Raw genomic sequence first — 24,106 nt, forward strand, 5'->3', positions numbered from 1 at the left:
GGTCAAGAGTGACTGCGAACTTCCGGCCGCCGCAAGGGCGGCCGGAAAGCAGGATCAGGATTCTAGGTCATCCTTTTATGCATGTCTTATCCCAAAACCGCTGCGCACTTTTGGGCGACCTGCATTGTCACTTTGTAATGCCGAGCTTCTTGCAGCCTTCGGCATAGCGGTCGACGCAGAGCTCTTCGGCGGTGTTGATCTTCTTGTCGATGATCTCGGCCTTGAGGTTTTCCTGCGTCACCACCGCCGGCGTGAACAGCTGCGATGGGGTGTCGTAGAGGGTCATTTCGGCCTTCGGCGTCTCGCCCGACAGAAGCTGGACGGCGACGTTGGCGGCAGCCGCCGCAACGATCTCGCTCGGCTTGGAGATGGTGTTGTACTGATCGCCGGCGATGATCAGCTGCAGGGCGGCGATGGTCGCGTCATTGCCGGTCACCGGCGGCACCGGATCGACACCGGCGGCCTTGAAGGCGGCGATGGCGCCACCACCGGTGCCGTCATTGGCCGCAACGACGCCGACGATCTGCGTGGAGAAGCGGGTGATCTGGCCGCTTGCCCATTGCTGCGCCTTCGGCGGCGCCCATTCCGGCGTGTCGTATTCGGCAAGGATCTTGTAGCCGCTGTTGTCGAGGCTGGAATGGATGCCCTTCTTGATCAGCCCGGCGGCCGCGTCGGTCGGCGAGCCGTTGATCTGCAGCAGGCCGCCGCTGGCGGGGTCGACCTTTAGCGCCTTGAGGTGTTCGACGAGCGAGTCGGCAATGGCCTTGCCGATGCCTTCATTGTTGAACGAGACGTAGAAGTCGGCAGGTGCGGTCGGGATCGGGCGATCATAGGCGATGACCTTGACGCCCTGGCTCTGCGCCAGCTTGACCAGCGAGGCGGCGGCGGTCGAGTCGACAGGGTCGAGCACGATCGCCTTGGCGCCTTGCGAGATCACCGAGTTGAACTGCTGCTGCTGGCGCGAGGCGTCGGCATCGGCGTTCTGGTAGATCACCTTGCAGCCGGGGCAGAGTTTTTTCATCTCGGCGACGAAGCCGGGATAGTCGTGCTGCTCGTAGCGCGTCGAGGCCTGGTCGGGCATCAAGAAGGCGACCGTGGCGTCGGTAACCGGGGCAGCAAAGGCAGCGGTGCCGCCAAGAAGAGAAAGAGTGAGCGCGATGGCTCCCGTCGATTTCCAGGCAAATCTGGTCATTTCGATAGCTCCGTTTCAAGGAATGGTTTCATGAAGCCCTGGACACCATATGGCACCGGGCCTTGACTGCAGTCGGGCTGTTGCGAGGAACAACGGAGCACTTGATCCGTGCTGCGCATCCTCTAGATATCTCTGGATTTCGGGACAAGCGATCTCCAGCACGGAGCGCCTCCAACGCACCCCGCGTTCTTACCTCAGTAAATGTCTAGGCTCCTCCCGGTCCTCCCTGTTAGGCGGCAATCTCCGCGCTGACGTTTTCCGCCAGCAGGGCCCTGAAGCGCGAAGGCGACATGCCTTTCTGGGTCAGGAACTGGCGGTTGAAATTCGAGATGTTGTTGTAGCCGGCGGCATAGCAGATCTCGGTGATCGGCATGTCGGCCTCGCTCATCAGCAGTTGGCAGGCGAGGTTGATGCGCAACCGGTTGACATACTGCACCAGCGCCATGCCGGTATGGCGGCGGAAGCTGCGCGAAAACGCGCTCGGGCTGCGGCCGGCGATCGCCGCCAGATCGCTTTCGCTGAACGGCTCGGTCAGGTTGGCGTTGATATAGGCAAGCGCCTTGTTGACGCCGGCCGACATGAAGCCTGAGGGATCTGGCAGATAGCTGGCGCTGGTCAGCGTCCGCACATCGGCGGCGCGGCTCAGAATATCGATCAGCTCCATGAACAGCGCGATGCGGCGAACGCCTTGCGCCTCGACCAGTTCGGCCAGCACAGGTGCGGCGAGCTTGGCGGTAGCGGTGGAGAACAGCGCGCCGCGGCGGCTGAGCTCGAGTATGTTTTCACAACCGGCAAGTTCCGGCAGCGCGGCGGTGGCGTCGGCAATGAACTCTTGCGAGAACTGCACGACGCGGCCGCGCAGCGGCACGCTGGCGCCTGCCGGCACGTCGCTGACCCAGTTGTGCGGCAGGTTCGGGCCAGTCAGCACGAGATTGCCGGGCTCGAACTCGCCGATGAAGTCACCGACGAAATAATGGCCCGTGGTGGCGACGACGTGATGGATTTCGTATTCGGGGTGGAAGTGCCAGCGCACCGTGTGGAAGGGGTAGCCGTGGGCCCAGGCCTTGAACGACTCGCCGCGTCTGATCTGGACGACTTCCAAGTCCGGATTCATGTCAGTTCCTCCCGGCGCCGGTCCGGTCATGCGACCAGTTGCAGTGCCATCTCCCGCAGGCCGCGTTTGCCGCTCTCTGCAGTGATCGAAGCTTAGGCGGCAATTCATGCAGCCGCCACCACGGTGTGTCCACCTCACTGATACTTTTTTGACGTTTTTGTGGTCAAGGCGATACGTTTGCGAGTACGCGGGAGAGATCAGGCCCCGCTTGCGAGACGGTGACGACGCAAACGATGTCGCCGGCGGCGAGAGCTGGTCGCTCGATTTCGGCTCCGTCACAGTGATAATATGCAAAGGGAGCGGATCGGCATGACAAGGACGTTCACCTACTCCGGCAGCCCTGCGCATATTGTCTTCGGCAATGGCGCGTCGTCCGAGGTGGGCACCTGGATCGAAAAACTCGGCTGCAATCGCGCGCTGGTGCTGTCGACGCCGCATCGGGCTGCCGACGGCGAGGCGCTTGCTAAGTCCCTCGGCGCGTTGGCGGCCGGCACCTTTTCGGGCGCCGCCATGCACACGCCGGTCGAGGTAACCCAAACGGCAATGGCCAAGGCGACCGAGGTCAACGCTGACTGCGTTGTCGCGCTTGGCGGCGGCTCTACCACCGGTCTCGGCAAGGCGATCGCCTGGCGCACCGACCTGCCGCAGATCGTCATCCCGACCACCTATGCCGGCTCGGAGGTGACGCCGATCCTCGGTCAAACCGAGAACGGCGAAAAAACCACAATGCGTGACGCAAGGATCCTGCCGGAAGTGGTGATCTACGATCCAGAGCTGACCGTCGGCCTGCCGATAGCGATGAGCGTCGCGTCAGGACTCAACGCCATGGCGCACTCGGCCGAAGCGCTTTACGCGCAGGATCGCAATCCGATTTCCACCCTGATGGCGAAAGAAGGATTGCGCGCCATGAAGACTGCGCTGCCGGTGTTGACCAAGGAGCCTGGAAACATCGATGCACGCGGCGATGCGCTTTACGGCGCCTGGCTGTGCGGTACGGTGCTCGGCGCCGTCGGCATGGCGCTGCATCACAAGATCTGTCACACGCTCGGCGGCTCTTTCGACATGCCGCATGCCGAGACGCATGCGGTGATGTTGCCGCACACGATCGGCTTCAACGCCGCCGCGGTGCCCGACTTGTTGAAGCCGGTCGCCGACTTGTTTGGCGGCAGCGCCGGTAGCGGTCTCCAGGATTTCGCCAAGGCGGTCGGCGCGCCCCTTACATTGAAAGAACTCGGCCTCAAGCAGGCCGATCTCGACCGCGCCGCTGAGATTGCGACCAGGAACCCATACTGGAATCCGCGGCCTTTCGACCGCGCCGCAATCCGCGCCCTGTTGCAGGACGCGTGGGAGGGAAGGCGCCCGCAAAACTGACGGCAACAAGCAAGGAACTTACCCGCCGCGAATTCATCAGGATACCGCCACGACCGGTGTGTTCGCGGCGGCCTGGCGGTTCCGGCGATCGCCTGCCCTTTCGCATATAGCCACAGGCATGAGTGGCTCCGCCTGATCGGCGCAGGCCGCTCACGCTTTTGTGCGCGTGAAAAACTGCGCGGCTCGAAAAGCCATTGACATCAGCCGTATTTTCGACGCAAACGTTATATTGTTACTGTTATACAGTTACACAGCCCGCCTCTCCGGCGACATACATTTCAGACTGCAAGGAGACCACGGATGCGTCGCATTCCCTTTCTCGCCGCGCTGCTCGTCGCGGTGCCGTTTTTGACCGGCACGGCTGCCTGCGCCGAAGACAAGCTGACCATCGTGGCGGCCGAGAATTTCTATGGCGACCTTGCCCGCCAGATCGGCGGCAGCAACGTCACCGTCACCAGCATCCTGGCCAATCCCGATGACGATCCGCATCTGTTCGAGACCAGCCCGTCGACGGCGCGCACCATCGCCGACGCCAAGATCGTCATCTACAACGGCGCCGACTACGATCCGTGGATGGACAAGCTGCTGTCGGCCTCGACAGCCAAGGATCGCACGACCATCGTCGCCGCCGACCTGATCGGCAAGAAGTCGGGCGACAACCCGCATCTGTGGTACGACCCGGCGACGCTGCCGGCCATCGCCAAGGCGCTGAGCGCTGACCTTGCCAAGCGCGATCCGGCCAATGCGGTGCACTACGAGGCGAACCTGAAGGCATTCCAGACCTCGCTCGAGGCCATTGACAAGGAAATCGCCGACGTCAAGAACACCTATGCCGGCACCGAGGTGACGGCTACCGAGCCGGTCTTCGGCTACATGGCGGAAGCGCTCGGTCTCAAGATGCTGAACTACGATTTCCAGGTGGCCTTGATGAACGATGCGGAGCCGAGCGCCACGCAGGTGGCGGCGTTCGAAAACAGCCTGAAGGACGGCTCGGCCAAGATCCTGTTCTACAATTCGCAGGTGACCGACGAGGCAACGACAAGGCTGCTCGACATCGCCAAGCAGAACAAGGTCACGGTCATCGGCGTCACCGAGACGGAACCGGCGGGCCAGACGATCCAGACCTGGTTCGGCGGCCAGATCGACGCGGTCCAGAAGGCGCTCGCCGTCCGCACGCAATGAACGTGACTGCGAATGAATGTGACTAAATGAACGCAATCGAATTTGACAAGGTCACGCTGACCTATGGGGGACGCCGGGTTTTATCCGACGTCTCCTTTTCTCTACCGCAAGGCGCCTTTGTCGGCCTGCTCGGCGCCAATGGCGCCGGCAAGACGACGATGCTGCGCGCCATTCTCGGCCTGATCAAACCGGCCGGCGGCGCCATTTCGGTGCTTGGCAAATCGCCGACGCGCGGCAACGCCGACATCGGCTATATGCCGCAGGCGCGGCGCGCGCTTGGCGATGTCGGCGTCAGCGGCCTCGACTTCGTGCTGAGTGCCGCCGGCGGGCATCGCTGGGGCTGGCCCGTCGCATCGGCTGCCGAGAAGGAGGCGGCGTGGAAGGCTCTTGAAGAGGTGGGCGCCGGCGACCTTGCGCGGCGGCCGCTGGGCGAGCTTTCCGGTGGCGAGCGCCAGCGCATCCTGATCGCGCAATCCTTGATCGGCAATCCGCAACTGCTGCTGCTCGACGAGCCGCTGATCAGCCTCGATGCGGGCCATCAGCGCGCGATCATCGACCTGGTGCACGACATCGGCGAGCGGCTCGGCATTGCCGTGCTGTTCTGCTCGCACGAGATCAACCCGCTGCTGCGCGCCGTCGACCGCGTGCTCTATCTCGGCAACGGCAAGGCGGCGATCGGCTCCGTCGACGAGGTCATCAGCGGTCCGGTGCTGTCGAAACTCTACGGCACGCATATCAATGTGGTGCGGGTTGCCGGCCGCATCTTCGTCATGGCCGATGATGTCGAACTGGAGAGCGGGGCGCATGTCCACGATCTTTGACTATGAATTCATGCGCAACGCCTTCTATGCCTGCACCATCGTCGGCATCGTTTCGGGCGCGGTCGGCTATTTCCTCGTGCTCCGGGGCCAGACCTTCGCCGGCCATGCGCTCTCCCATGTCGGCTTTCCCGGGGCCACCGGCGCCGGCCTGATCGGGCTGTCGCCGTTTCTCGGCCTCACCGTGTTCACCGTCGCCGCCGGCATCGGCATCGGCCTGCTCGGCGAACGCGCGCATCGCGACGTCGCCATCGGCATCGTTTTGACGCTGTCGCTCGGCCTGGGCTTGCTGTTTCTGCATTTCTACACCGCCTTCGCCTCGCAGGCGACCAACGTGCTGTTCGGCAATGTGCTGGGCATCAGCCTGCGCACCGTTATCGTGCTTGCGGTGCTGGCGGTGGCGATCCTTGTCGCGCTTTTGCTGATCGCGCGGCCGCTGCTGTTCGCCAGCCTGCAGCCGGAACTCGCCGAAGCGCGCGGCGTGCCGCTCACTCTTGTCTCGACCCTGTTCATGGTGCTGGTCGCCGTCGCCACGTCCGAGGCGGTGCAGATCGTCGGCGTGCTGCTCGTCTTCGCGCTGATGGTGGCGCCTGCAGCCACCGCGCTCAGGCTTACCAGCGGCGTCGGAGCCGGCGTGCTGACGTCCATCGCGCTTGCCGTGATCATCGCCTGGATCAGCCTGACGCTAGCCTTCCTGACCGACTGGCCGACGAGCTTCTGGATCACGGCGCTGGGCGCGGCGGCCTATGTCGTCAGCGGCATGGTCCGGCGCCCGTCGGTCCGAGAGACTCAGAGCGCCGACGCCGGCCCCTGAGGCTTGCCCTCCGGCAGGTCGATCGGGCCGGCTGGGGTGCAAAACTGACGTGAGGGAAATACACCCAAAAAAAGTCAGGTCTACAATCCGGCTCCTGAAACGTTTCAGCCGCGAAAGACAAATTCACTCCAATCGCCTAGATCGCGACCTCTGTCGCGCCAAAGGTCCGCTCCGGAGCGGCCGGAACACCCGGAAAACCGCCATTTCAAGCGCATTTTGTAGCGGCGAATGGCTTGCGCGAGGCCGGCTGGAAAGCTGGTCGGGAGGCGCAAAAGGGACCTCCCGCGGCCATTGCGGGCGGCGTTGACAGACCGCGGTGCTGCATGCCGTATAGCAAGCCATGGGTCACGCCATGGCCGTGGCGGTTGAGACGGGGCTGGGGGGTTTCGTAACAACAGCATTGACGGCCCGGCGCCGGACGGGCGGCATGCACTCTCGAAGTGCGCCGCTCGCTCTTGGCTGACGCGCCGGCGACCCGGCAGCAGTCCTGGCCTGCGTTCTCTCGACCAGGCTCCGCAGAACGCCATCGTCTCAGCTTTTCGATCCGCATCGGTTCGAAGCGAACGAGGTGACGCCCTCTTAACCGATATTCGCTTCGCTACGTCCCCCTCCCCTGCTGGGCGAGGGGGACGCTGGCGATGAACCGCGCCGGCCGAGGTGTATCGGCACCGATCAGGCACTCCTGACGACGCGATCAAGCAAGCTTGACGACGTCGATCAAGTAAGCTTGACGACGAAGTGCTTGGTTACCGGCTCGATGATCTGCCAGGTGCCCTTGAAATCGGCTTCGACCACGAACGCATCGCCCGGACCGACCTCGACCGGCGTGCCGGCATCGGGCGTGATGATGATGCGGCCGGCGATCATGTGCACGAACTCATAGTCGGTGTAGGTGGCGTGATAAGTGCCGGGCGAGGCCCGCCAGGTGCCCGACAGCACCTTGCCGTCGGCGGTGGTGTGCTGCACGGCGGTCTGCATGGTCGGCCGGCCCGCGACAACGATCCAGCCCGGCAAGTCGCCGCCCTCGGCATGCTCGACAGCGCCGAATTTGAAAATGGTGGTGTTGGTCATGGGAGGCTCCGTTTGAATTGCATGGCTGCCGGTTGGATAGCCGATGCGTGTGACGGGGGCAACGCAAGGGCCGACCCCGGATGTCGGAGATTTGGCGAACGGCGCGCGCTAATCTCCCCCCTCGAGGGGGAGATGTCGCCGAAGGCGACAGAGGGGGTCGGTTCGACTGGACGCGGCGCCCTGCACCAGACGGAAGTTGGCGCTTCACGCGAGACGACCCCCTCTGGCCGCTTCGCGGCCATCTCCCCCTCAAGGGGGGAGATCAGCGGCGTCGCCTCCTCCAATGTTGCACTGCGTTAGATTTGTTGCATTGCGATATCGACCCATAGGGCGGAGTCTTGGTCCGACTGTCAACGGTTGCAGCGCCGTGTCCCGTTGGGCGCAAAGCTGCCGCACGTATGATCCCGGCGCGATCGTTACTCGCCGAGGCGGGGTCATGCACCAGCACGAGGTGGCAAGTCGTGTCAGCATCGTTCCGGCCCGATATCGAAGGACTGCGTGCCTTGGCGGTGGCAGGCGTGATCGCCTTTCATTTCGGCTTCACCGGCCTGCCCGGCGGCTTCACCGGCGTCGACATCTTCTTCGTCATCTCGGGCTATCTGATCACAAAACACCTGCTTGCCGAAATCACCGAGACCGGGCGGCTCAACCTGTGGCGCTTCTATGCCAGGCGCGCTCGGCGGCTGTTGCCGGCGTCGCTGTTCGTCATCCTCGCCACACTGGTGGCCGGCGCCTTCATCCTGTCGCCGGAGGAACAATCGCTCTATTCCAAAGGCGCCATGTTCGCCTCGGCCTACATGATCAATCTGTGGCTGATCCGCTGGTCGTTCGATTATTTCGCCGCCGATGCGGCCAGCAACCCGTTTGTCCATTTCTGGTCGCTGTCGGTGGAGGAGCAGTTCTATGTCGCCTGGCCGGCGCTGCTTGTGCTGGCGGCATGGCTGCGCCCCGGCAAGCGCGGCGCGATCCTGGTGATCGGCATTGCCGGCCTCGTCTCGTTCGCCGTCTGCGCGTGGCTCACCACGGTCTCGCAGCCCTGGGCCTTCTATTTCTCGCCGCTACGCGCCTGGGAGTTCGCCGCCGGCGGGCTGGCCAGCATGGTGCCGCAGCAAGTCTGGCAAAACCGCCCGCGGCTCGCCACGCCGCTGGCGTGGCTCGGCCTAGCGCTGATTGCCGGCGCCTATCTTTCCTTCAGCGACGAAACGCCCTTCCCGGGTTTCCTCGCCCTGGTGCCGGTGGCCGGCACCGTGCTGTTGCTGCTGGCAGGAGCGGCGCACGCGCAGCAGGAGAGCGCTAAGAAAAGCCCGATCGAGGCACTGGCGCTGGCGCCGCTGCAATGGGCCGGCAAACACTCCTACTCGCTCTATCTCTGGCACTGGCCGGTGATCGTCTATGCCACGATGCTGACGCCCGAGCTGTCGCCGCTTGGACGGCTGGCCTGCCTGGCGCTGACGCTGGCGCTGTCGGTCTTCACCTACCATGTCATCGAGAACCCGATCCGCCGCAATGGCTGGCTGATGGCCAGTGCGGCGCGGGCGCTGGTGCCGGCCGTCCTCCTGACCGGCACCGGCGTCGCAGCCGCCTACGCCAATGCCAGGCTTGCCGTCCACGATCTGGACCCTGAGCAGCGCAGCATTGCCGCCAGCGCCGCGCAGCCGTCCACGGCGCGCGCGGCCGGCTGTATTCTCTCCTTTGAGACGGTGACGCCGAAGGCCTGCGTGTTCGGCAACAAGGACGCCGGGCGCTCGATTGCGCTGTTCGGCGATTCGCATGCCGACCACTGGTCGACGCCGCTGATCGAGGCGGCGGCCAAGAACAATTATCGCCTCGTCACCTATCTCAAATCGTCCTGCCGTGCCTCGCGGGTGACGACCTGGAACTGGCGGCTGAAGCGCGACTACACCGAATGCGACCAGTGGCGGGAGCAATCGGTCAAGGACATTATCGCGTTGCACCCGCACATGGTGGTGATCTCGGAATTCTCGATCGGCAATGTGATGAAGGAATCGCCCGAGGAACTGAAGCACGCCGATTGGAACGAGGAGTGGAAGGCCGGCCTGCGCTGGACGCTGGCGGCATTCAGCCGGGCCGGGATCAAGGTCGCGGTAGTCCGGGACGTTCCCTACAATGGAAGTTATGCCGACAAATGCGTGGCGCGGGCGCTGTGGCGCAGGCAGGTGCCTGAAGTCTGCGACACGCCGAGGGACGCGGCGGCGAACGACGACATCGCCGCGGCCGAGCGCGACGTCGTGCGCAGCGTGCCCGGCGCCACCTATGTCGACCTGACCAGCCAGTTCTGCGACGCCCAAACCTGCCACGTGTTCATCAACGGCCAACTCGCCTTCCGCGACCGGCACCACCTGGCGACGCCATTTGCTGAATCACTGGAGCCGGTCTTGGAGAAGGCGGTGTTTTAGGGGGCGGCGAGGTAGGGGGACCTGACGGCTGACCGCTCAGTTGATGCGAGCTATGCCACAAACACATCCTCTCGATGGTGAGCGAGGTAAGCCTGCTGCGGCGGGGTGAAGGTGCTAGTGCGCCAGACGGCGGGGGCTTCGGCAAAGCCGAAACTCTGCATCACCAATTGCTCGAAACCGAGCCGCCGCAAATCAGTCTTGTCGACGCGCTGGGATATGAGGACCTGCCCGCTATCTTCAAAACTGATGAAGCCACGGTCAAAGAGGTGGTCGGCATCAGGCGTGAGGAGCAGCCCGTTCATGCCGTCCAAGCGCTCCTGCGCGGAAGCGCATAGGCGCCAAGGCTTGATGTGGCTTGCAATCAGCAACGAGGGATTGGTGACCCCTGTGAGTCGGCACGAGCGCTCCATGGCTTCGACATTGGAACGAAATTTACCTTGGCCGCGACGAGCTTGAATGACGCTCGTCTTTACAGTGTCCTCGAGTTGGAGGTCGTCTCGGATACGGCGCTCAACGACGTCCTCTAAAATTTCATTGACGACTTCGAAAGTGAGACTGTTTGCGCCACCACGCCTCAGAGCTTCGCGGTCGAAAGCTGTACCCGCGACAATGGTGTGAAACACCTCTTGCGATACGCTCGCGAGATAGGCGTTTTGACGGCCTGATCCGGAGTTTGGGTCGATGGGCGAGTATCGGGGAGGCAGAAGCGGACCCAATTCGCCAATTATGTCCGACGGGCGCACCGTCGGCAGGAGCGGCGCCCAATACACCGGGAGAAGCCAACCTTCCTCGTTCCAATTGGCTCCAGTGTTCTTGAACTCCGGTGGTTTCGGTGCTGTGAATGCAAACTCCGCTACCCGACCAATATAGCGCACGGCTTGACCGAAAAAAGACAACACGAGGTCACCAGGTGTCGCCCGACGCATATTTTTGTAGAACTCGCTGCGTGCCCCATTCTTCTGAGTTTTGGGCGACCAGAGATATTGCCCGTCGATCTCTTGGCAGGCGGTCTGACTGTGATTTACCCACCAGAATTGCGACATCGTTTTTGATTTTAATAGTTGCCGTCGGCTGGGTAAGCTCTATTCGAGACCTGTCTCGCCTACAAGCATGGAGCCGACCTTATTGCCAGGTGCGACAGGCGGCGTAACTGCATCTTTCGGCGAGACGCCAAGAAGAGCGTAGGGCGACGATAGTCGCCGCCCCCACCCCACTTGCAAATCGCCCCCCAAATGCCATCTAGATCACAGGCGCACCGCCGGTGCGCCTTAGCCACGGAGCTTTCACTTGACGCAGCGAAGCGGCAGTGCGGATTTGCCGCTGCATGGCGGGCGGGTTCCGAAATGGCTGGGCGATCGCATGACGCGGCTGGGCGCGGTGTTGTGCGAGGCGATCATCCATCACTATGGCCGCGACGAGCTGTTGCGGCGGCTGGCGCATCCGTTCTGGTTCCAGTCTTTCGGCGCCGTCATGGGCATGGACTGGCACTCCTCGGGCATCACCACCTCGGTCGTCGGCGCGCTGAAGCGCGGGCTGAACCCGATGTCGCGCGAGCTCGGCATCCATGTCTGCGGCGGGCGCGGCGCGCATTCGCGCAAGACGCCGCAGGAGCTGACCGCGATCGGCGAACGCGTCGGCATCGATGGCGCGGCACTCGCCACCGCCAGCCGCCTGGTCGCCAAAGTGGACAGTGCGGCCGTGCAGGACGGCTTCGACCTCTATCTGCACGGCTTCATCGTCACCGACGACAGCCGCTGGGTGGTGGTGCAGCAAGGCATGAACGGCGACAGCCGCCAGGCGCGGCGCTATCACTGGCTGTCGGAAGGGCTGACAAGCTTCGTCGACCAGCCGCATGCGGCGATCGAGGGCGAGCGGCAGGGCGAGATCGTCAACCTGACCGACCATCGCGCCGCGCCGTCACGTAGCGGCCAGATCGACCTGTTGAAGACCATGAGCCCGGAACGGATCCTCGACGAGCTTGCCGTGCTGGAGCCGCCGCCGAAAGCAGCGCCTGCGAAACCGGCGGCGCAGCCGATGCTGCCCAATCTGGTGATGCCGGCGCATCACGACGTGCGCGAGAGCGACATCGTCATGCACCGGCTGCATGGCAACATTTCCGCGGCAATAGAAAGCGGGCCGGCCGATTTTCCCGAGCTGCTGCTGGTGCCCGGCGTCGGCGCGCGCACGGTGCGGGCGCTGGCCATGGTGGCGGAAGTGGTGCATGGCGCGCCCTGCCGCTTCTCCGATCCGGCGCGCTTTTCGCTTGCCCATGGCGGCAAGGACCGCCACCCCTTCCCGGTGCCGCTGAAAGTCTATGACGAGACGATTGCGGTGCTGAAATCGGCCGTCGGCAAGGCCAAGCTCGGCCGCGAGGAAGAGCTCGGCGCGCTGCAGCGGCTGGATGGCGAAGCGCGGCGGCTGGAGCGCTACGTCACCGGGCCGAGCCTTAAGGAGATCGTCGCCGGCGAGTTCGACCAGTCGCACCTGCTTGGAGGGCGCAGTGTGTTCGGGTGGGAGGGGGCGGCGGAAAGCGACGACGGTTCAGACAGGGGCCGCCAGTAGCGCCTGTCCATCATGCAGAGATAGTGCGCGGCCCATAGAAACACGTGCTCGGCTTGTTTTGATAATGCTTGCAAAGACCCATTTCTCAAGTGATGCTCTGCCAGGCGAGGCTCGGCATGAAGACATTCGCATGGACATTGGTTTTCGTGCTGCTGGCGATTGGCGGCGCGATCGCCCAAACGACGCCTGAGCCTGCCATACTGGCATATACACCGCCGATGCACTTCGTCGTTGTACGCAACAGCACGCCAGGATGCGAGCCGACATGCCCGGAATGGATTTCGGCGGAAGGTCACATCGTGGCCGGCACGCCAGCTTTGCTGAAGGCTTTGCTGAAAAAACTCGGCCCCCGCAAATTGCCTTTGGCGTTGAATTCCCCGGGCGGCGAGACCGATGCGGCGATGGCGCTTGGCCATATGATCCGCGCCAGCGGGCTCGACACGATGGTTGGCAAGACGGAGTTCTCCGAATGCGCGCCAGACACAAAAGCCTGCGGGCCGGGCGACCTCCGCTTCGGCGTCGCCAACCCCGTCGGCGCAGTCTGTTCGTCAGCTTGTACGATGGTTCTTGCGGGCGGCGTACGGCGCCTGGCAGACAGCCGCGCCTTTGTCGGCATTCACCGGATCATGCTGCCGACCGCCAAGAAAATCCACGGCAAGAAGACCATCGTCCTCGTTCCGATACCCAAATGGTATGAACGCAAAGTCGACAGCTATTTCACCGAGATGGAAGCAGGTTCGTGGATCGTATCGGCCATGCAAAAAATACCCGACGACAGCATACGATACCTCGTGACATACGAACTTTTGGACCTGAATCTGATAACCGAAGCCGGTCACGGCGACACGCGCACCTCCATCGATATCTGCAAGACCACGCCGCCGGCGGGCAACTGCCGAACGGTCAGGCAATAGGAATAGCGGGCCACGTAGGTCGTCGAAGCGCCTGTTTCTCAACAGCAACCCTTCACTTTACGCGGCACCCTTCAACAGGTCTTCCGGCCGGCCCTCGACGAGCGCAGCAATATAGCTTTCCAGGCTGGTCGTGCCGCGCTCCGGGTTTTCCGGCTCCGCCGGCTTGTCCAGCGTGGCCCCGGTCATGCGGGTGTAGGACTCGGCCGCCGCTTTGGAGAAGCCGAGTTTTTCGTAGGTTTCTGTCCAGCGCTCGCGCGGCACCGTGACCACGCGCACGTTTTTGCGCAACGCCGCACTGAAGGCTGCGGCGACATCGGCGGCTGAGTAGCGCCGAGGGCCCTCGATATAGTGCGTGCCGGTCTTGTCCGTCGGCTCCAGCAGACGTCTCGCCGCGGCCTCGCCGAGATCCTGCGGCGCCACCATCGGCAGCTCGAAATCCGCCGGGAAGAAGGAGGTGATGACGCCGTCGCGCCGCGCCGTCTCCAGGGCCTGATCCCAGTTGCTCATGTAATAGGCGGCGCGGTTGATGCTTGCCGGAATGGCCTGGGCCTTCAGCTTCTGCTCGAGGCCGTAAAGGACGGTGAGATCGCCGACACCCTCGCCGGCCTGCGCGCCGTAGGTCGATTCCGCCACCAGCTTTTCGAGGCCGGAGCCCTCCAGCGCCGCCGCAATGGCGCCAACCGTCTTGCGCTCCTCGGCGTCGGTGTCGGTCGATGGATCGGCCGGCGGGTTGAGCAGAAACGCCCGCTTGCCGCGCCGCAAGACTTCACGCAGCGCCTCGACATCGAGCACATCGGCAACCGCGGCCTCCGCGCCCTGTTCAACCAACCATGCGGCCTTCGACTCGTCGCGCGTCACCACCGTGACATCCTCGCCCTGCCGCAACAGCGCCATTGCCGCCGCCGAGCCGACATGGCCGGTACCTCCAAGAATGACATGCATGGTCTCGTCCTTCCCTTGCTGATTCATGCCGGATTAATGGCTGGGGCGGCGAAGGGTTCAAAAATCGGGGGACGATGCTGACAGGAGGTGACGCCGGCTTTCCTCGCAATGCACGGCGCAGGGGTCGTTCGCATCTTGCAAAATTATGGAACGAGGTCGTGCCCAGCGAGTTATATTAGCGCAACCTTGAATAGGAGGCAGCTATGAGAAAGCTCCTGCTTGCTTCGGCTATCGCTATCACTGCGGCGGCGGCGATGATCGCTCCGGCGAATGCCGGCGGGCGCGTCGTGATCGGCATCGGCAACGGCTACTATGACGATGACTACAATGACAGCTATGGCGACTATTACGATCGCTACGCTCCTCGCCCCTACTACCAGTATAATGCCTACGATAACGGCTTCAGGTACCACAGGTATCACAGGCACCATCGCCATTGCCGCATAGAGTTGGTCAAGCATTGGCGCCATCATCACAGGATCGTCGAGGAAATTCGCGTTTGCGAACGGTGATCCGATAGGGTGAAACCGGTTCGGCCGGCATCTGCCGGCCGGCCGCTTCACCACGCGGCTGCCGGCCTTATCGCGGCTTCCGCATCAGCATCATCCCGTAATCCACGGCCAAAAGGTCGAGCCCGACCTTCAACATCTTCACCACCACATCTCGTCCCTCGCCGGTGCGCTCGGCGAGCGCCTTCACCGACTGGCCTTCGAGGCAGATTTTGCGAACCACCTCCGCCACTTCCCAGTGGGCCAGGGCGGCGACGGCGTGAGCATGAGCGCGGCCGGCGTTGAGCACGCGGTCGGGGATGCCGCCATTGATGCGGCCGCCGTCAATGCGCTCTTCCCACGGCATCGGCCGCAGCCCGTCACGCGAGGCGCGCTCGAAATCGTCGCGAAACCGCTGGCCGGCCTCACGCTGCTGGCGGGTCAGCGAGGTGATGCCGACCAGCGGATCGACATTGCGCACCCGCACGATGCCGCCGGTCGCGGTGTAGCCGTCATTGGAGACCTCGTAGACGCGCCGCGCCTCTTCGGTGCCGACGCTCAACCGCTTGCGGCCGAAGCGATCGTCCTTCAGCGCGAAATCATGGCCGATCTCGCGGCGGATGCGCACCTGCTCGGCTTCGCCCGCAGGCAATTTCGGCGGTTTGGCTTTCTGCGCGGTTTTTTTGCTCATCGGGGGATCCTTGTGGGATTGGGTTGTTGAGCCGGAAGGTTGGCGTTCCTTCGCGCCCCCTCTGCCCTGCCGGGCATCTCCCCCACTTGGGGGGAGATCGGATGTCGCGTCGGCTTTCGCCAATCACCACCGCCGTTGGAAGGCAGTGCGGGCGAGCTGCCAATCTCCCCCCGCGTGGGGGTTGAGGAGTGGTCCGCGAAGCGGACGGAAAGCCAATTGCTTGGCTTCCCGAGCGACGAACGTCCGGCAGGACAGAGGGGGGCGCTGTCCCGCCGGCTTTCGGTCATTGGTGGGGTCGTCCGGAGGCGAGGAACGGAGCCCAGCCGCTCACACCACCTCCGCCACAGGTCGGTGGAAACGCGTCTGATGATATTCGCAGTAGCTTTTCAGCGCCCTTGTGCGCAGGCCGCAGCACAGCATCTCCAATCCCGGCCGGCTGCCGGGAGGGTCTTTGTCGGGGTCTTCCTCCAGCGTCAGGTCGAGCGGCGCGCGGCAGCGGTCGAACAGGCAGTCGATGAAGCGCATGGCGGCGACATGCGGCTGACGCCCGAGCGAAGCAGGGCGCGGCGCCGACACATTGAAGCGGTAGATTTCGCCGTCCACCACCAGCCGTCCTTCGCCCGGGATCGAGGGCGCCGGACGGGCTGGCAACAGAGGCCTGGCCGATGGCTGACGGCTCGGTTTGGCGGCCGGTTTGACCGGCGCGGCCTGCTTCGAAACTCCTACTTCCCTTACGAGCTTGCTTGGCTGCGCCGGCGGATTCCTCTTGGCGGTATTCTCGTTTGCCGCAGTCTTCCCCGTCGCATTCTTCCTCGGTCGGCCGCCGGACCTGCCGCCTCTGGGGTTGGCGAAGCCGATGGTCTTCAACGCGCTGTTGCGGTGGACGATGCCGATGATGGCATTGCGCGAGACCGGACTGCCGCGCAGCGCCGTGAAGCGGACGGCGATCCCTGTGGCCGACAGGCCATCCCTCAGCCAGACGGCGATCTCCTGCAATTCGGTGTCGGTATAGGCAGTCATGTCGGTATCCATTGATTGCGCGCGCAAGGCCGAGCGCCGGCCCCGAGGGCCCACGGGAAAAATCAGAGCGGATGGTCGGTGCGGTCAGCCGATACTGGCGGCCGGCAGCGAGCCGGCGAGATGCCGCAAGGCGGCTTCGGCGGCCGCTTTGGTGAGGGCGGAAACCGCCCTGCCCGTCAGCCGGTCGAACAGGATGACGGTGCCATCTTCCGTGCGGATGCAGGAAATACCCTGCCCGCCGGAGACAGCCCTTGGCGCGCCGGCGGCGCCATGGGCTGAAGAGGTGGCCGGAGCCGGGAGAGGAGCGGCTCCGGCCGTTCCGGTCGATCGGGGGGACGACGGTTCGACCGGATCCGGGGCAGAAGCCCCGGTTTGCGTCCGGACCGGGGAGGAGGACAGCCCGGACGATGGGAGAAAGCTGAGGATGTCTGCGGAAACGCTTGCGATTTGTTCGATCATGCGCTAAGCGTACGATATGTACGAAACGTACGCAAGCGAAATCGTACACATTGGACGATAAATTTCAGGCAATTTGTACGATGCAGGAACCGAGGCACAGATTGCAGCAGGCGCGGGCGGAGGCGGGCTATGCCTCGCCGAGCGACGCCGCGCGGGCATTGCGCGACATCAACAAGAACACCCTGATCAGTCACGAGAACGGCAACCGGCCGCTGTCGCGCAAGGCGGCGGAGAAATACGGCCGCCTGTTCGGCGTCGATCCCGGCTGGCTCTTGTTCAACGGCGACGGCGGCAGCCTTTCGGGGGGCCATTTCGGCTTTGACGAGTCGGGCCGGCAGATCCCGATGCCGTCGCTGGCCACCGTCGACGTGCCCATCGTCTCATGGATCAGCGCCGGCGAACTCGGCAGCCAGGACATGGTGGTCAATCTCAGCGACTATCCGACCATCCCCACCACCGATCTGGAGCAGGGCCAATGGATTGCGCTGCGCGTCGACGGCCCGTCGATGAACAAGATCTCGCCACCGGATTCGATCATCTTCGTCAACCTCAGGGACAAGCGGCTGGTGACCAATGGCTGCTATGTCATTTCGGACGAAAGCGGCCAGGCCACCTACAAGCGCTATCGCCCCAACGAGAACCCGCCCTTCCAGCCGGCCTCCTACATGGACATCCCGCCGCCGGCGCTCGAAGGCGCCATCACCATCATCGGCCGGGTGAAGCGCTCGATGATCGATATGTGAGGGAGAAGGCGGTGAGGCGCAATCTCCCCCTCGAGGGGGAGATGGCCGGCAGGCCAGAGGGGGTCGCCGCGCGTAAGGCGCTGACGTCCTCTGTCCGCGATAGGAAGTCGCGTCAGGACGTACCGACCCCCTCTGTCGCCTTCGGCGACATCTCCCCCTCGAGGGGGGAGATTACGCTCCCAAAAACTCGTTCGTAAAATACCCCCGAAATCCGGCTTCTCCTTCAGAGCCTTGCCATCGCCATCGAGCAATATGCCGGCCCTGAAGAGGTAGGTACCGATCGCCTCGATCTTGGCCCTGTCGATGGTGCCGATGACGCCGTCCTGGCTGCGCAAGAAATGCCCGTCGACGAGCATCTTCAGCGAAGCGTGGATCAGCGCCGGGTCGGTCAGCGCATCCTTGTTGGAAGCCATCAGCAGATCGCCGGCTTCCTGCGGGTGATCGCAGGCAAATTGGTAGCCGCGCCGCGTTGCCTCGACGAAGGCCGATGCGGCCTTCGGGTTTGCCTGGAGATAGGCATTGCTGGAGGCGATCAAGGTAGTGTGCTCGTCGGGCACGCCGTAGTCGGCGTAGCGGAAGCCGCGCTGCCTGACGCCTTTCAGCTCGGCAGCGACGCCTTCCCAGGTCGAGACCTCCAGCGTGAAGTCGACCGAGCCGTTGGCCAGCGCCTCATAGGCCGAGGTGCCTAATGTCACCGTCTCGAAAACGCCCTTGCCGCCATCGTGGCGGATGATGGTCGAGATCAGCGTGTTTTCCCAGGCGCTGCCGAAGCCGCCATAGGTCAGACCGTCGAGATTCCTGGGACTCTTGATCTCGCCGCGATCCGCGTTGAAGACCAACCGGCCGGTCTCCTGCTGGACCACGGCGTAGACCGCCTTGAGATCGGCGCCGGCAGCCCGCTGGGTGAACAGGCCGACGCCGGCAATGCCGAAATCGGCGATGCGGTTGGCGACCAGCGTGCCGCCGCCAGTATCGCCATAGGGCAGGATCTCAACATCGAGCCCGACCTCGTGGTAGAACCCTTTGTCGCGGGCAACGAACAGGCCGACATGGTTGGTGTTGACCGTCCAGTCGAGCGCGACGGTGATTTTTTGCGTAGCCGCATGAGCGCGAGAGGCAAGCGGCAGTCCGGCAGCCAGCGTCAGCAGCAAAGCCTGCCGGCGTGTGAATTCGGTCATGAAAAACTCCTTTGAGCGGTCTGCGGGAACGAGGGCCGGTCAGTCCCGGGATTGAGCAGCGTGTCGAGGATGTCGGCTTCGAGCGCGGCGGCCTGGCGCGCGGCATCGCTGCCGGTGGTGCGCGGGCGCGGCAGCGGCACGGCAATCTCGCCGATGATGCGGGCCGGCCGCGCCGACATCAGATAGATGCGATCGGAGAGGTAGACGGCTTCGCGCACGTCATGGGTGATCAGCAGCGCCGTCCAGCGTTGGCGCTGCCACATGCCTTCCAGCCAGCGCTGCATACCCGCGCGGGTCAGTGCATCCAGCGCGCCAAAGGGCTCGTCGAGCAGCAGCATGTCGCGCTGCTGCACCACCGTGCGCAAAAGGGCGGCGCGCTGGCGCATGCCGCCGGAAAGCTCGGCCGGCCAGGCGCGCTCGAAACCGGCAAGGCCGAACTCAGCGAACAACGGCGCGACGCGTTCGCGCGCCGCCTTGCGGCCAAGACCCTGCACTTCCAGCCCCAGCGTCACATTGTCGATGACGCGCCGCCACGGCATCAGCGCGTCGCGCTGCGGCATGAAGGCGAAGGGGCTGCCCTGCAATGGCGCGCCGTCGAAGCGCATGTCGCCCTCGCCTTTCAGCGCGCCGGTCAGCAACTGGAACAGCGTCGACTTGCCGGCGCCGGAAGGGCCGAGGATGGAGACGAACTCGCCGGCCGCGACATGAAGCGAAATGCCGGCGAGCACCTCAAGCGCGCCGAAGTTCTTCCTGATGTCCCGGAGTTCGAGCCGCGTCATTGACGGTTCTCTTCTGCAGCTTCAACCTTGCCGTCGCGGCTTTCGCTCCCTGCATTCTCCCAAGGCATGGCGAAGCGCTGGACGAGCACCGCAATGGCGAACAAGACAAGCGTGAGCGCGGCGCTGACGGCGACCGCGGCGAGCACCAGATCGGGCCGAAAGTTGTTCTTGGCATTGAGCATGTAGATGCCCAGCCCCTTCGCCGCCCCCGCATATTCGGCGAAGATCGCGCCGACGACGGCGTAGGTGATGGAGATGCGCAGCCCGGCGAAGAAATAGGGCAGCGCCGAAGGCAGGCGCGCCAGCCAGAAGATGCGCCAGCGCCCTGCCCCCATGGTGGCGAGCATCTGCGAAATCGCCTTGCTGGTCGCGGCAAAACCCTCGACCAGCGCCACCATCATCGGGAAGAAGGTAACGAGCGCCACAAGCAAGATTTTTGGCATCAGCCCGAAGCCGAACCACAGTACGATGAGCGGCGCAATCGCGACCAGCGGCAAGGTCTGGCTGACAATCAGCAGCGGAAACAGCGCGCGGCGCAGCGGGGCCAAGAAATCGACCAGCGCCGAAAGCACGAAGGCAGCGACCAACGAGCAGGCGAAGCCTGCTGATGTGGCGCGGATGGTGGGCAGCGTGTTGTCGGCAAGGGCAGCGCGATGCTCCCAGGCCTGCTGCAGCACGCGCGACGGCGCCGGCAGCATGGTGGGCGCAGCGCCACCATAGCGGGCGTAGAGCTCCCACGCCGCGAGGAGCAGGGCGGAGGCGCAGGCGGCGGGGATGGTCTTGGCGATGGCTGCGGCTAATCTCCCCCCTCGAGGGGGAGATGTCGCCGAAGGCGACAGAGGGGGTCGTCTCGCATAGAGCGCCCACGCCTTGCCGATGCGAAAAGGACGTCGGCGCTCCACGCGCTGGGACCCCCTCTGGCCTGCCGGCCATCTCCTGCTCGAGGGGGGAGATTCGTGGGCATCGCGGTCTTCGCCAATCGCCAATGGCTCCCCTCCTCTCTGTGCTGAGGGGTCAGAGGCATCTCCTCCACGCAATGGGTCAGATAAACCAGCCACGGCAATATCCTCAAGGAACGACGCTTGAGCCGCGGCTCAGACGGCGCTCGGGCTGTTCGCCGAGATCGTGATGTCGAGGGTGACGTGGCCGGCGCCGGGGCCGAAGCGGCAGAAGGCCTCGTTGAGCGTGGCAAACACCGCACCGGCATCGCCACGCAATTTGGTGCAGAAGTTCTTTGAGCGCTCAAAGACGCCGGACTGTTTCAGGAAATCGATGCAGCCGTAGATCTCGTCCATATGGTCGCCCGTGCCCATAACGTAGAGCGAGAACTGCGCCGCCACCGGCTGGCCGGTCGACGGCGTGGCCTGGACAGCGCGGATCGCGGCGATCTTGCGCTCGTCCAGCGGAATGGCGGGGCCGCCGGTCTCGTCGGAGCGGCAGATCGGATCGTCGGGCTCGCCCGGACAGCCGCGCGAGACCGCCGCCGAAAGCACGCAGTGCTTGCCGCTTTTGGCCGCCGCGACGAACAGGTCGCGCATGGCGGGAAACAGCACCTCGGGCGGCCCGACCATAAGGGTCGAGATGTCATCGGTTTCGATCCGCAGCCGGTCGCGCCAGGGATCGAGCGCGCCGAGCGCGCCGAGGATGACGCCGACGAAATCGTCGGTCATGGGATAAAGGGAAATCTGTGCGCCTGAAAACATCGCCCGCCTCGCTCCGCTGGTATTATCCAGATCAGCTTTAGGGTCCGAAGGCTTGCCGCCCTCATCTCAGCCCCGACGATACGGAGCACCCCTGTGGATGGGCGGGTTAAAGCACCGTTCGCGGCATTGGGGAAGCCGTTTGTTGAGGCACTGCGGGAAAGTGTTTTGGGCCAGACGTGCCGGGCGCCCGGGCGTTAACAGACGACTCGTCAGTTCGTTGCGTTATAACGTTTCCACGAACTTCTTATAACTGCGTTGAAATTCAAGCTGATAAACGTAATTATAAAAACGGCAGAGACTCCGCGCAGCCCTTACGGTTTCTGGATTTCCTTATCCGCGACCCCATCCGGACTGTGCTCCTGCATCGCTCGGGCTTGCCTGTGCTGGTCCCCTCGCCCCAGCGCTACGCCATCCACAAGCTGATCGTCGCCTCGCGACGCGGGCCGAGCGCTGGCGCCAAGCGGGAGAAGGATCTCCATCAAGCGCGCCTGCTGACCCAAGCGCTCGAAGCCACGCGTCGCCAGGACGACCTTGCCTTCGCCTTCATGGAAGCGTGGGACAAGGGCGAAAACTGGCGCGAGACGATCCGGGGCGGCTTGAACCTGTTCGACGCCGCCACGAGGGAAAACAGTCACACCATCCTGGGGAAATCCCTCCGCGAAATTGGTGCGACTCCTGAAGGATTCACGATGCGGGATTAGCTGAAGCGACCGCTGCTATATTCATTTCCATCGTCCCAACCGTACGAAATTGGCTTGACGCTTATTCGTACATAAAGTACGATATCTCTTTTCGCAGAGAGGAATGTCCTTGAGCACAGCGAACCATGTTGCCTTCGCCGATCTCTCTCGGCCTTTGCTGTCACCCCCGTCGTTGCCGCCGCCTTTGTTGCCGCCGCCTTTATTGCCGCCCCCTTTGTTGCCCTTGTCATTCGATCAGTGCGAACGCCTCGCCGGGGCTTGGCGAATGGCCAGCCAAGACATCGCCGACGACATCCGCTTCATCCGCCAATATCTGAAAGTCGTTGCCGAGAAGGACGAGAGGCTGTCGACCGGCACCCTTGTTCACAGCCGCGCCTATGTCGAGGCCTGCGCCGGCTGGCTGCCACAGACTGTAACGCGCTATCTGCGCCACCTGCGCCAGATCACCGAATGCGAACTGGCCATGACAGCTGCCGGCATTCGCTTTGCGCTGTCGAGTTATGCCTGGGAGGCATGAGGGCGCCTGTCGCCAAACACAAGGAATTGCGCTGCCCGTCGCAGGCGCAATTCGTCAGGTTGAGAGGCTCGGGCGCGCCTGAACGGCGGGCGCCAAGGATGGCCCCGGCCAGCGAATTCCGGCCTTGCTTTATTTCGACTGGCCTTATTTCTGGCCTTATTTCGATTTGGCTTTGCCGGACTTTGCGGCGGCAGGCTTCGCCGCCCTTGGCTTGGCGGCTGCCTTGGCGGGCTTGGCGTCAGCTTTCTTCGCCGCCTTTTTGGGCTTGGCGACCGCGCCATCGACTTCAGCCGTGGCCTGCTCCCAGTGTTCCTGATGCGCGCCTTCAGGCCGGCCGGCCTTTTCCCAGATCTCGTGCGCGCGCTGGCGAATGCGGTCCTGTTTGTCGTCCGTCACTTAAGCCTCCGTGGTTGGGTCCGGTCGGTTGGTCCAGATTCCACGAAAACATTAGCCGAAAATTCGACCGGCGTCTTGAGTGACGAGACATCTCAGCGCGGGTCGGAAATCACCGCAACGCCGAGCAGCGCCGCTTTCTTGACGATCAGCCCGGCGAGGTCGGCATCCGAACGATCGGTGCCGGTGCGCTCCCGCAGGAGCGCGATCGCTTCCTTCATCGATAACAGCGCCGTGTTGCGCTCGGCCAGCAACTTGTCGCAACACGCCGCAACATTGGCGGAGTTCGGGGTCTCGACATGCGGCAACATGGCAATTCTCCTTTCATCATGTTCGTCATTCGGCCCTGCCGCCCTTTTGGGAAGAACGACAGGGCCGTATCACCGATGAATGGTTAGGTTGTCGAGCGTTACTCGACCACCTCGACAATCCTGCGCGTGCTGGGGTCGACCAACACGGTATGGTTGTCGACGACGGCGTATCTGTACTGAACGTCGGGAACCTCCTGCAGCTCGACAGTGTCAGGCAAGGCAGTGCCGACATTCAATTCGACGCCGAGCAAATTGACCGAGGCAAGCGGATGTTTCTTTACGTATTGGTGCACGACCGTGCGCTGTTCCGGGGTGATGATCACCTGCTGCTGTGCCGGCTGCGTGACGATGACCTCGTCGGCGGCGGCAATGCCGATACCAGCGATCATGGCGAGCCCGGCGACGGCGGGAATAAGGATGGTTTTCATCTTCGTCTCCTGTCGTTGTTGGCGAGCTCCGCCGTGTTCCCGCATGAGGCGAAAACAGCGCAGATCGAGGTGGCGGGCTCCTGGAGGCAAACGCAGCCGGTACGGTCTTGTTCCGCAAGCGGAGACTAAATTGATCGGCTTCCGGTCATGCCAGCAGAACCCGCACCCGCAAGATTCGCATTGAAGCACAATCCCTCAGGAGACCTTCGACATGGACGATGCACGGCTCCAATTCCGGTGGCGATCGCGGCCGGCGCCGGCATTGATCCGGTGACCGCGTCGTGCCCGGCCAAGACCG

Annotated in this window: 25 protein-coding genes, 1 pseudogene and 1 riboswitch; of the genes and pseudogenes, 11 read left to right on the forward strand and 15 right to left on the reverse strand. The window is 63.7% G+C overall.

The genetic code is table 11. The features are described from left to right. Positions 1–127 precede the first annotated feature (127 nt). Both NKL04_RS13990 and NKL04_RS13995 read right to left on the reverse strand, forming a co-directional pair. Positions 128–1,192, reverse strand: a complete 1,065-nt coding sequence (locus NKL04_RS13990) for an ABC transporter substrate-binding protein (protein WP_023672498.1) — start codon at positions 1,190–1,192, stop codon at positions 128–130. 229 nt (positions 1,193–1,421) lie between these two features. Then, positions 1,422–2,306 (reverse strand): AraC family transcriptional regulator, encoded by an 885-nt coding sequence (locus tag NKL04_RS13995; protein WP_023702911.1) that lies wholly within the window; start codon positions 2,304–2,306, stop codon positions 1,422–1,424. A 309-nt stretch (positions 2,307–2,615) separates the two neighbouring features. Here NKL04_RS13995 and NKL04_RS14000 point away from each other — a divergent pair, with 309 nt between their 5' ends. The 4 genes from NKL04_RS14000 to NKL04_RS14015 all read left to right on the forward strand — a co-directional run bounded on the left by NKL04_RS14000 (position 2,616) and on the right by NKL04_RS14015 (position 6,491). Next, complete coding sequence (locus NKL04_RS14000; protein ID WP_023712496.1) at positions 2,616–3,677, forward strand: maleylacetate reductase; 1,062 nt, start codon at positions 2,616–2,618, stop codon at positions 3,675–3,677. A 300-nt stretch (positions 3,678–3,977) separates the two neighbouring features. After that, positions 3,978–4,859 carry a metal ABC transporter solute-binding protein, Zn/Mn family gene (locus NKL04_RS14005; RefSeq protein ID WP_023702913.1) on the forward strand — a complete coding sequence of 294 codons (882 nt, stop codon included), beginning with the start codon at positions 3,978–3,980 and terminating at the stop codon, positions 4,857–4,859. A 26-nt stretch (positions 4,860–4,885) separates the two neighbouring features. Next, positions 4,886–5,680 carry a metal ABC transporter ATP-binding protein gene (locus NKL04_RS14010; protein ID WP_023702914.1) on the forward strand — a complete coding sequence of 265 codons (795 nt, stop codon included), beginning with the start codon at positions 4,886–4,888 and terminating at the stop codon, positions 5,678–5,680. Then, the gene (locus NKL04_RS14015; RefSeq protein WP_023685454.1) at positions 5,664–6,491 is read left to right on the forward strand and encodes a metal ABC transporter permease; all 828 of its coding nucleotides are present in this window, start codon (positions 5,664–5,666) and stop codon (positions 6,489–6,491) included. The genes NKL04_RS14010 and NKL04_RS14015 overlap by 17 nt, the downstream gene beginning before the upstream one ends. Before the next feature lie 717 nt (positions 6,492–7,208). Here NKL04_RS14015 and NKL04_RS14020 read toward each other — a convergent pair. After that, entirely contained in the window at positions 7,209–7,562 is a 354-nt protein-coding gene (locus tag NKL04_RS14020; protein ID WP_023702915.1) for a cupin domain-containing protein, read from the reverse strand. A 461-nt stretch (positions 7,563–8,023) separates the two neighbouring features. Between NKL04_RS14020 and NKL04_RS14025 the strand changes: the two genes are divergently transcribed. Beyond that, on the forward strand, positions 8,024–9,979 hold the full coding sequence (locus tag NKL04_RS14025; RefSeq protein WP_031209888.1) for an acyltransferase family protein: 1,956 nt from the start codon (positions 8,024–8,026) through the stop codon (positions 9,977–9,979). A gap of 50 nt (positions 9,980–10,029) precedes the next feature. On the opposite strand, the gene NKL04_RS14030 is transcribed toward NKL04_RS14025, so the two are convergent. Continuing rightward, complete coding sequence (locus NKL04_RS14030; RefSeq protein ID WP_023702917.1) at positions 10,030–11,022, reverse strand: HNH endonuclease; 993 nt, start codon at positions 11,020–11,022, stop codon at positions 10,030–10,032. Between the two features lie 244 nt (positions 11,023–11,266). On the opposite strand from NKL04_RS14030, the gene NKL04_RS14035 reads away from it, so the two are divergent. Both NKL04_RS14035 and NKL04_RS14040 read left to right on the forward strand, forming a co-directional pair. Beyond that, complete coding sequence (locus tag NKL04_RS14035) at positions 11,267–12,541, forward strand: DUF763 domain-containing protein (protein ID WP_023689001.1); 1,275 nt, start codon at positions 11,267–11,269, stop codon at positions 12,539–12,541. 116 nt (positions 12,542–12,657) lie between these two features. Then, entirely contained in the window at positions 12,658–13,455 is a 798-nt protein-coding gene (locus NKL04_RS14040; RefSeq protein ID WP_156951521.1) for a COG3904 family protein, read from the forward strand. 57 nt (positions 13,456–13,512) lie between these two features. Here NKL04_RS14040 and NKL04_RS14045 read toward each other — a convergent pair whose 3' ends face one another. After that, positions 13,513–14,397 carry an NmrA family NAD(P)-binding protein gene (locus NKL04_RS14045; RefSeq protein WP_023730350.1) on the reverse strand — a complete coding sequence of 295 codons (885 nt, stop codon included), beginning with the start codon at positions 14,395–14,397 and terminating at the stop codon, positions 13,513–13,515. 203 nt (positions 14,398–14,600) lie between these two features. Between NKL04_RS14045 and NKL04_RS14050 the strand changes: the two genes are divergently transcribed. Further along, entirely contained in the window at positions 14,601–14,909 is a 309-nt protein-coding gene (locus NKL04_RS14050; protein ID WP_023672486.1) for a hypothetical protein, read from the forward strand. A gap of 67 nt (positions 14,910–14,976) precedes the next feature. Here the strand turns inward: NKL04_RS14050 and NKL04_RS14055 are convergent, their stop codons facing one another. From NKL04_RS14055 to NKL04_RS14065, 3 genes are all read right to left on the reverse strand, one after another. Then, entirely contained in the window at positions 14,977–15,576 is a 600-nt protein-coding gene (locus NKL04_RS14055) for a DUF6456 domain-containing protein (RefSeq protein ID WP_023702920.1), read from the reverse strand. 327 nt (positions 15,577–15,903) lie between these two features. Next, on the reverse strand, positions 15,904–16,596 hold the full coding sequence (locus NKL04_RS14060; RefSeq protein ID WP_031209891.1) for a hypothetical protein: 693 nt from the start codon (positions 16,594–16,596) through the stop codon (positions 15,904–15,906). Between the two features lie 84 nt (positions 16,597–16,680). Then, on the reverse strand, positions 16,681–17,055 hold the full coding sequence (locus NKL04_RS14065) for a hypothetical protein (protein WP_023689007.1): 375 nt from the start codon (positions 17,053–17,055) through the stop codon (positions 16,681–16,683). 80 nt (positions 17,056–17,135) lie between these two features. Here NKL04_RS14065 and NKL04_RS14070 point away from each other — a divergent pair, with 80 nt between their 5' ends. Then, complete coding sequence (locus tag NKL04_RS14070) at positions 17,136–17,798, forward strand: LexA family transcriptional regulator (protein WP_023689008.1); 663 nt, start codon at positions 17,136–17,138, stop codon at positions 17,796–17,798. 171 nt (positions 17,799–17,969) lie between these two features. Here the strand turns inward: NKL04_RS14070 and NKL04_RS14075 are convergent. The 4 genes and pseudogenes from NKL04_RS14075 to NKL04_RS14090 all read right to left on the reverse strand — a co-directional run bounded on the left by NKL04_RS14075 (position 17,970) and on the right by NKL04_RS14090 (position 21,458). Beyond that, positions 17,970–18,976 (reverse strand): annotated as a pseudogene (locus tag NKL04_RS14075) (ABC transporter substrate-binding protein). After that, positions 18,973–19,755 carry an ABC transporter ATP-binding protein gene (locus NKL04_RS14080; protein WP_023689010.1) on the reverse strand — a complete coding sequence of 261 codons (783 nt, stop codon included), beginning with the start codon at positions 19,753–19,755 and terminating at the stop codon, positions 18,973–18,975. The pseudogene NKL04_RS14075 and the gene NKL04_RS14080 overlap by 4 nt, the downstream one beginning before the upstream one ends. Beyond that, positions 19,752–20,594, reverse strand: a complete 843-nt coding sequence (locus NKL04_RS14085; RefSeq protein ID WP_023689011.1) for an ABC transporter permease — start codon at positions 20,592–20,594, stop codon at positions 19,752–19,754. The genes NKL04_RS14080 and NKL04_RS14085 overlap by 4 nt, the downstream gene beginning before the upstream one ends. 255 nt (positions 20,595–20,849) lie before the next feature. Beyond that, positions 20,850–21,458 carry a YkoF family thiamine/hydroxymethylpyrimidine-binding protein gene (locus NKL04_RS14090; protein ID WP_023670364.1) on the reverse strand — a complete coding sequence of 203 codons (609 nt, stop codon included), beginning with the start codon at positions 21,456–21,458 and terminating at the stop codon, positions 20,850–20,852. Continuing rightward, positions 21,449–21,561: riboswitch (TPP riboswitch) on the reverse strand. Its footprint overlaps the gene before it by 10 nt. Positions 21,562–21,634: 73 nt before the next feature. Here NKL04_RS14090 and NKL04_RS32095 point away from each other — a divergent pair. Both NKL04_RS32095 and NKL04_RS14100 read left to right on the forward strand, forming a co-directional pair. After that, positions 21,635–22,159, forward strand: a complete 525-nt coding sequence (locus tag NKL04_RS32095) for a GSU2403 family nucleotidyltransferase fold protein (RefSeq protein ID WP_084568622.1) — start codon at positions 21,635–21,637, stop codon at positions 22,157–22,159. A 265-nt stretch (positions 22,160–22,424) separates the two neighbouring features. Next, the gene (locus NKL04_RS14100) at positions 22,425–22,676 is read left to right on the forward strand and encodes a hypothetical protein (RefSeq protein WP_023684826.1); all 252 of its coding nucleotides are present in this window, start codon (positions 22,425–22,427) and stop codon (positions 22,674–22,676) included. Positions 22,677–22,832: 156 nt separating this feature from the next. Here the strand turns inward: NKL04_RS14100 and NKL04_RS14105 are convergent, their stop codons facing one another. The 3 genes from NKL04_RS14105 to NKL04_RS14115 form a co-directional block, all read right to left on the reverse strand. Next, positions 22,833–23,072, reverse strand: a complete 240-nt coding sequence (locus NKL04_RS14105; protein WP_023702924.1) for a DUF2934 domain-containing protein — start codon at positions 23,070–23,072, stop codon at positions 22,833–22,835. Positions 23,073–23,164: 92 nt separating this feature from the next. Further along, the gene (locus tag NKL04_RS14110) at positions 23,165–23,380 is read right to left on the reverse strand and encodes a hypothetical protein (protein WP_023670360.1); all 216 of its coding nucleotides are present in this window, start codon (positions 23,378–23,380) and stop codon (positions 23,165–23,167) included. 98 nt (positions 23,381–23,478) lie between these two features. Beyond that, positions 23,479–23,808, reverse strand: a complete 330-nt coding sequence (locus NKL04_RS14115) for a DUF1236 domain-containing protein (RefSeq protein WP_023670359.1) — start codon at positions 23,806–23,808, stop codon at positions 23,479–23,481. Positions 23,809–24,106: the final 298 nt, after the last annotated feature.

The organism is Mesorhizobium sp. C264A, assembly GCF_040324515.1.
GTDB lineage: Bacteria > Pseudomonadota > Alphaproteobacteria > Rhizobiales > Rhizobiaceae > Mesorhizobium.

Excerpts from the sequence above, each read along its gene's own strand:
- NKL04_RS14040 (WP_156951521.1), top strand. The coding sequence starts at position 12,658 with ATGAAGACATTCGCATGGACATTGGTTTTCGTGCTGCTGGCGATTGGC.
- NKL04_RS14115 (WP_023670359.1), bottom strand. The coding sequence starts at position 23,808 with ATGAAAACCATCCTTATTCCCGCCGTCGCCGGGCTCGCCATGATCGCT.
- NKL04_RS14045 (WP_023730350.1), bottom strand. The coding sequence starts at position 14,397 with ATGCATGTCATTCTTGGAGGTACCGGCCATGTCGGCTCGGCGGCGGCA.
- NKL04_RS14080 (WP_023689010.1), bottom strand. The coding sequence starts at position 19,755 with ATGACGCGGCTCGAACTCCGGGACATCAGGAAGAACTTCGGCGCGCTT.
- NKL04_RS14010 (WP_023702914.1), top strand. The coding sequence starts at position 4,886 with ATGAACGCAATCGAATTTGACAAGGTCACGCTGACCTATGGGGGACGC.
- NKL04_RS14100 (WP_023684826.1), top strand. The coding sequence starts at position 22,425 with ATGGCCAGCCAAGACATCGCCGACGACATCCGCTTCATCCGCCAATAT.
- NKL04_RS14070 (WP_023689008.1), top strand. The coding sequence starts at position 17,136 with ATGCAGGAACCGAGGCACAGATTGCAGCAGGCGCGGGCGGAGGCGGGC.
- NKL04_RS13995 (WP_023702911.1), bottom strand. The coding sequence starts at position 2,306 with ATGAATCCGGACTTGGAAGTCGTCCAGATCAGACGCGGCGAGTCGTTC.
- NKL04_RS14015 (WP_023685454.1), top strand. The coding sequence starts at position 5,664 with ATGTCCACGATCTTTGACTATGAATTCATGCGCAACGCCTTCTATGCC.
- NKL04_RS14000 (WP_023712496.1), top strand. The coding sequence starts at position 2,616 with ATGACAAGGACGTTCACCTACTCCGGCAGCCCTGCGCATATTGTCTTC.
- NKL04_RS14090 (WP_023670364.1), bottom strand. The coding sequence starts at position 21,458 with ATGTTTTCAGGCGCACAGATTTCCCTTTATCCCATGACCGACGATTTC.
- NKL04_RS14060 (WP_031209891.1), bottom strand. The coding sequence starts at position 16,596 with ATGACTGCCTATACCGACACCGAATTGCAGGAGATCGCCGTCTGGCTG.
- NKL04_RS14110 (WP_023670360.1), bottom strand. The coding sequence starts at position 23,380 with ATGTTGCCGCATGTCGAGACCCCGAACTCCGCCAATGTTGCGGCGTGT.
- NKL04_RS14005 (WP_023702913.1), top strand. The coding sequence starts at position 3,978 with ATGCGTCGCATTCCCTTTCTCGCCGCGCTGCTCGTCGCGGTGCCGTTT.
- NKL04_RS14055 (WP_023702920.1), bottom strand. The coding sequence starts at position 15,576 with ATGAGCAAAAAAACCGCGCAGAAAGCCAAACCGCCGAAATTGCCTGCG.
- NKL04_RS14050 (WP_023672486.1), top strand. The coding sequence starts at position 14,601 with ATGAGAAAGCTCCTGCTTGCTTCGGCTATCGCTATCACTGCGGCGGCG.
- NKL04_RS14020 (WP_023702915.1), bottom strand. The coding sequence starts at position 7,562 with ATGACCAACACCACCATTTTCAAATTCGGCGCTGTCGAGCATGCCGAG.
- NKL04_RS14030 (WP_023702917.1), bottom strand. The coding sequence starts at position 11,022 with ATGTCGCAATTCTGGTGGGTAAATCACAGTCAGACCGCCTGCCAAGAG.
- NKL04_RS14065 (WP_023689007.1), bottom strand. The coding sequence starts at position 17,055 with ATGATCGAACAAATCGCAAGCGTTTCCGCAGACATCCTCAGCTTTCTC.
- NKL04_RS13990 (WP_023672498.1), bottom strand. The coding sequence starts at position 1,192 with ATGACCAGATTTGCCTGGAAATCGACGGGAGCCATCGCGCTCACTCTT.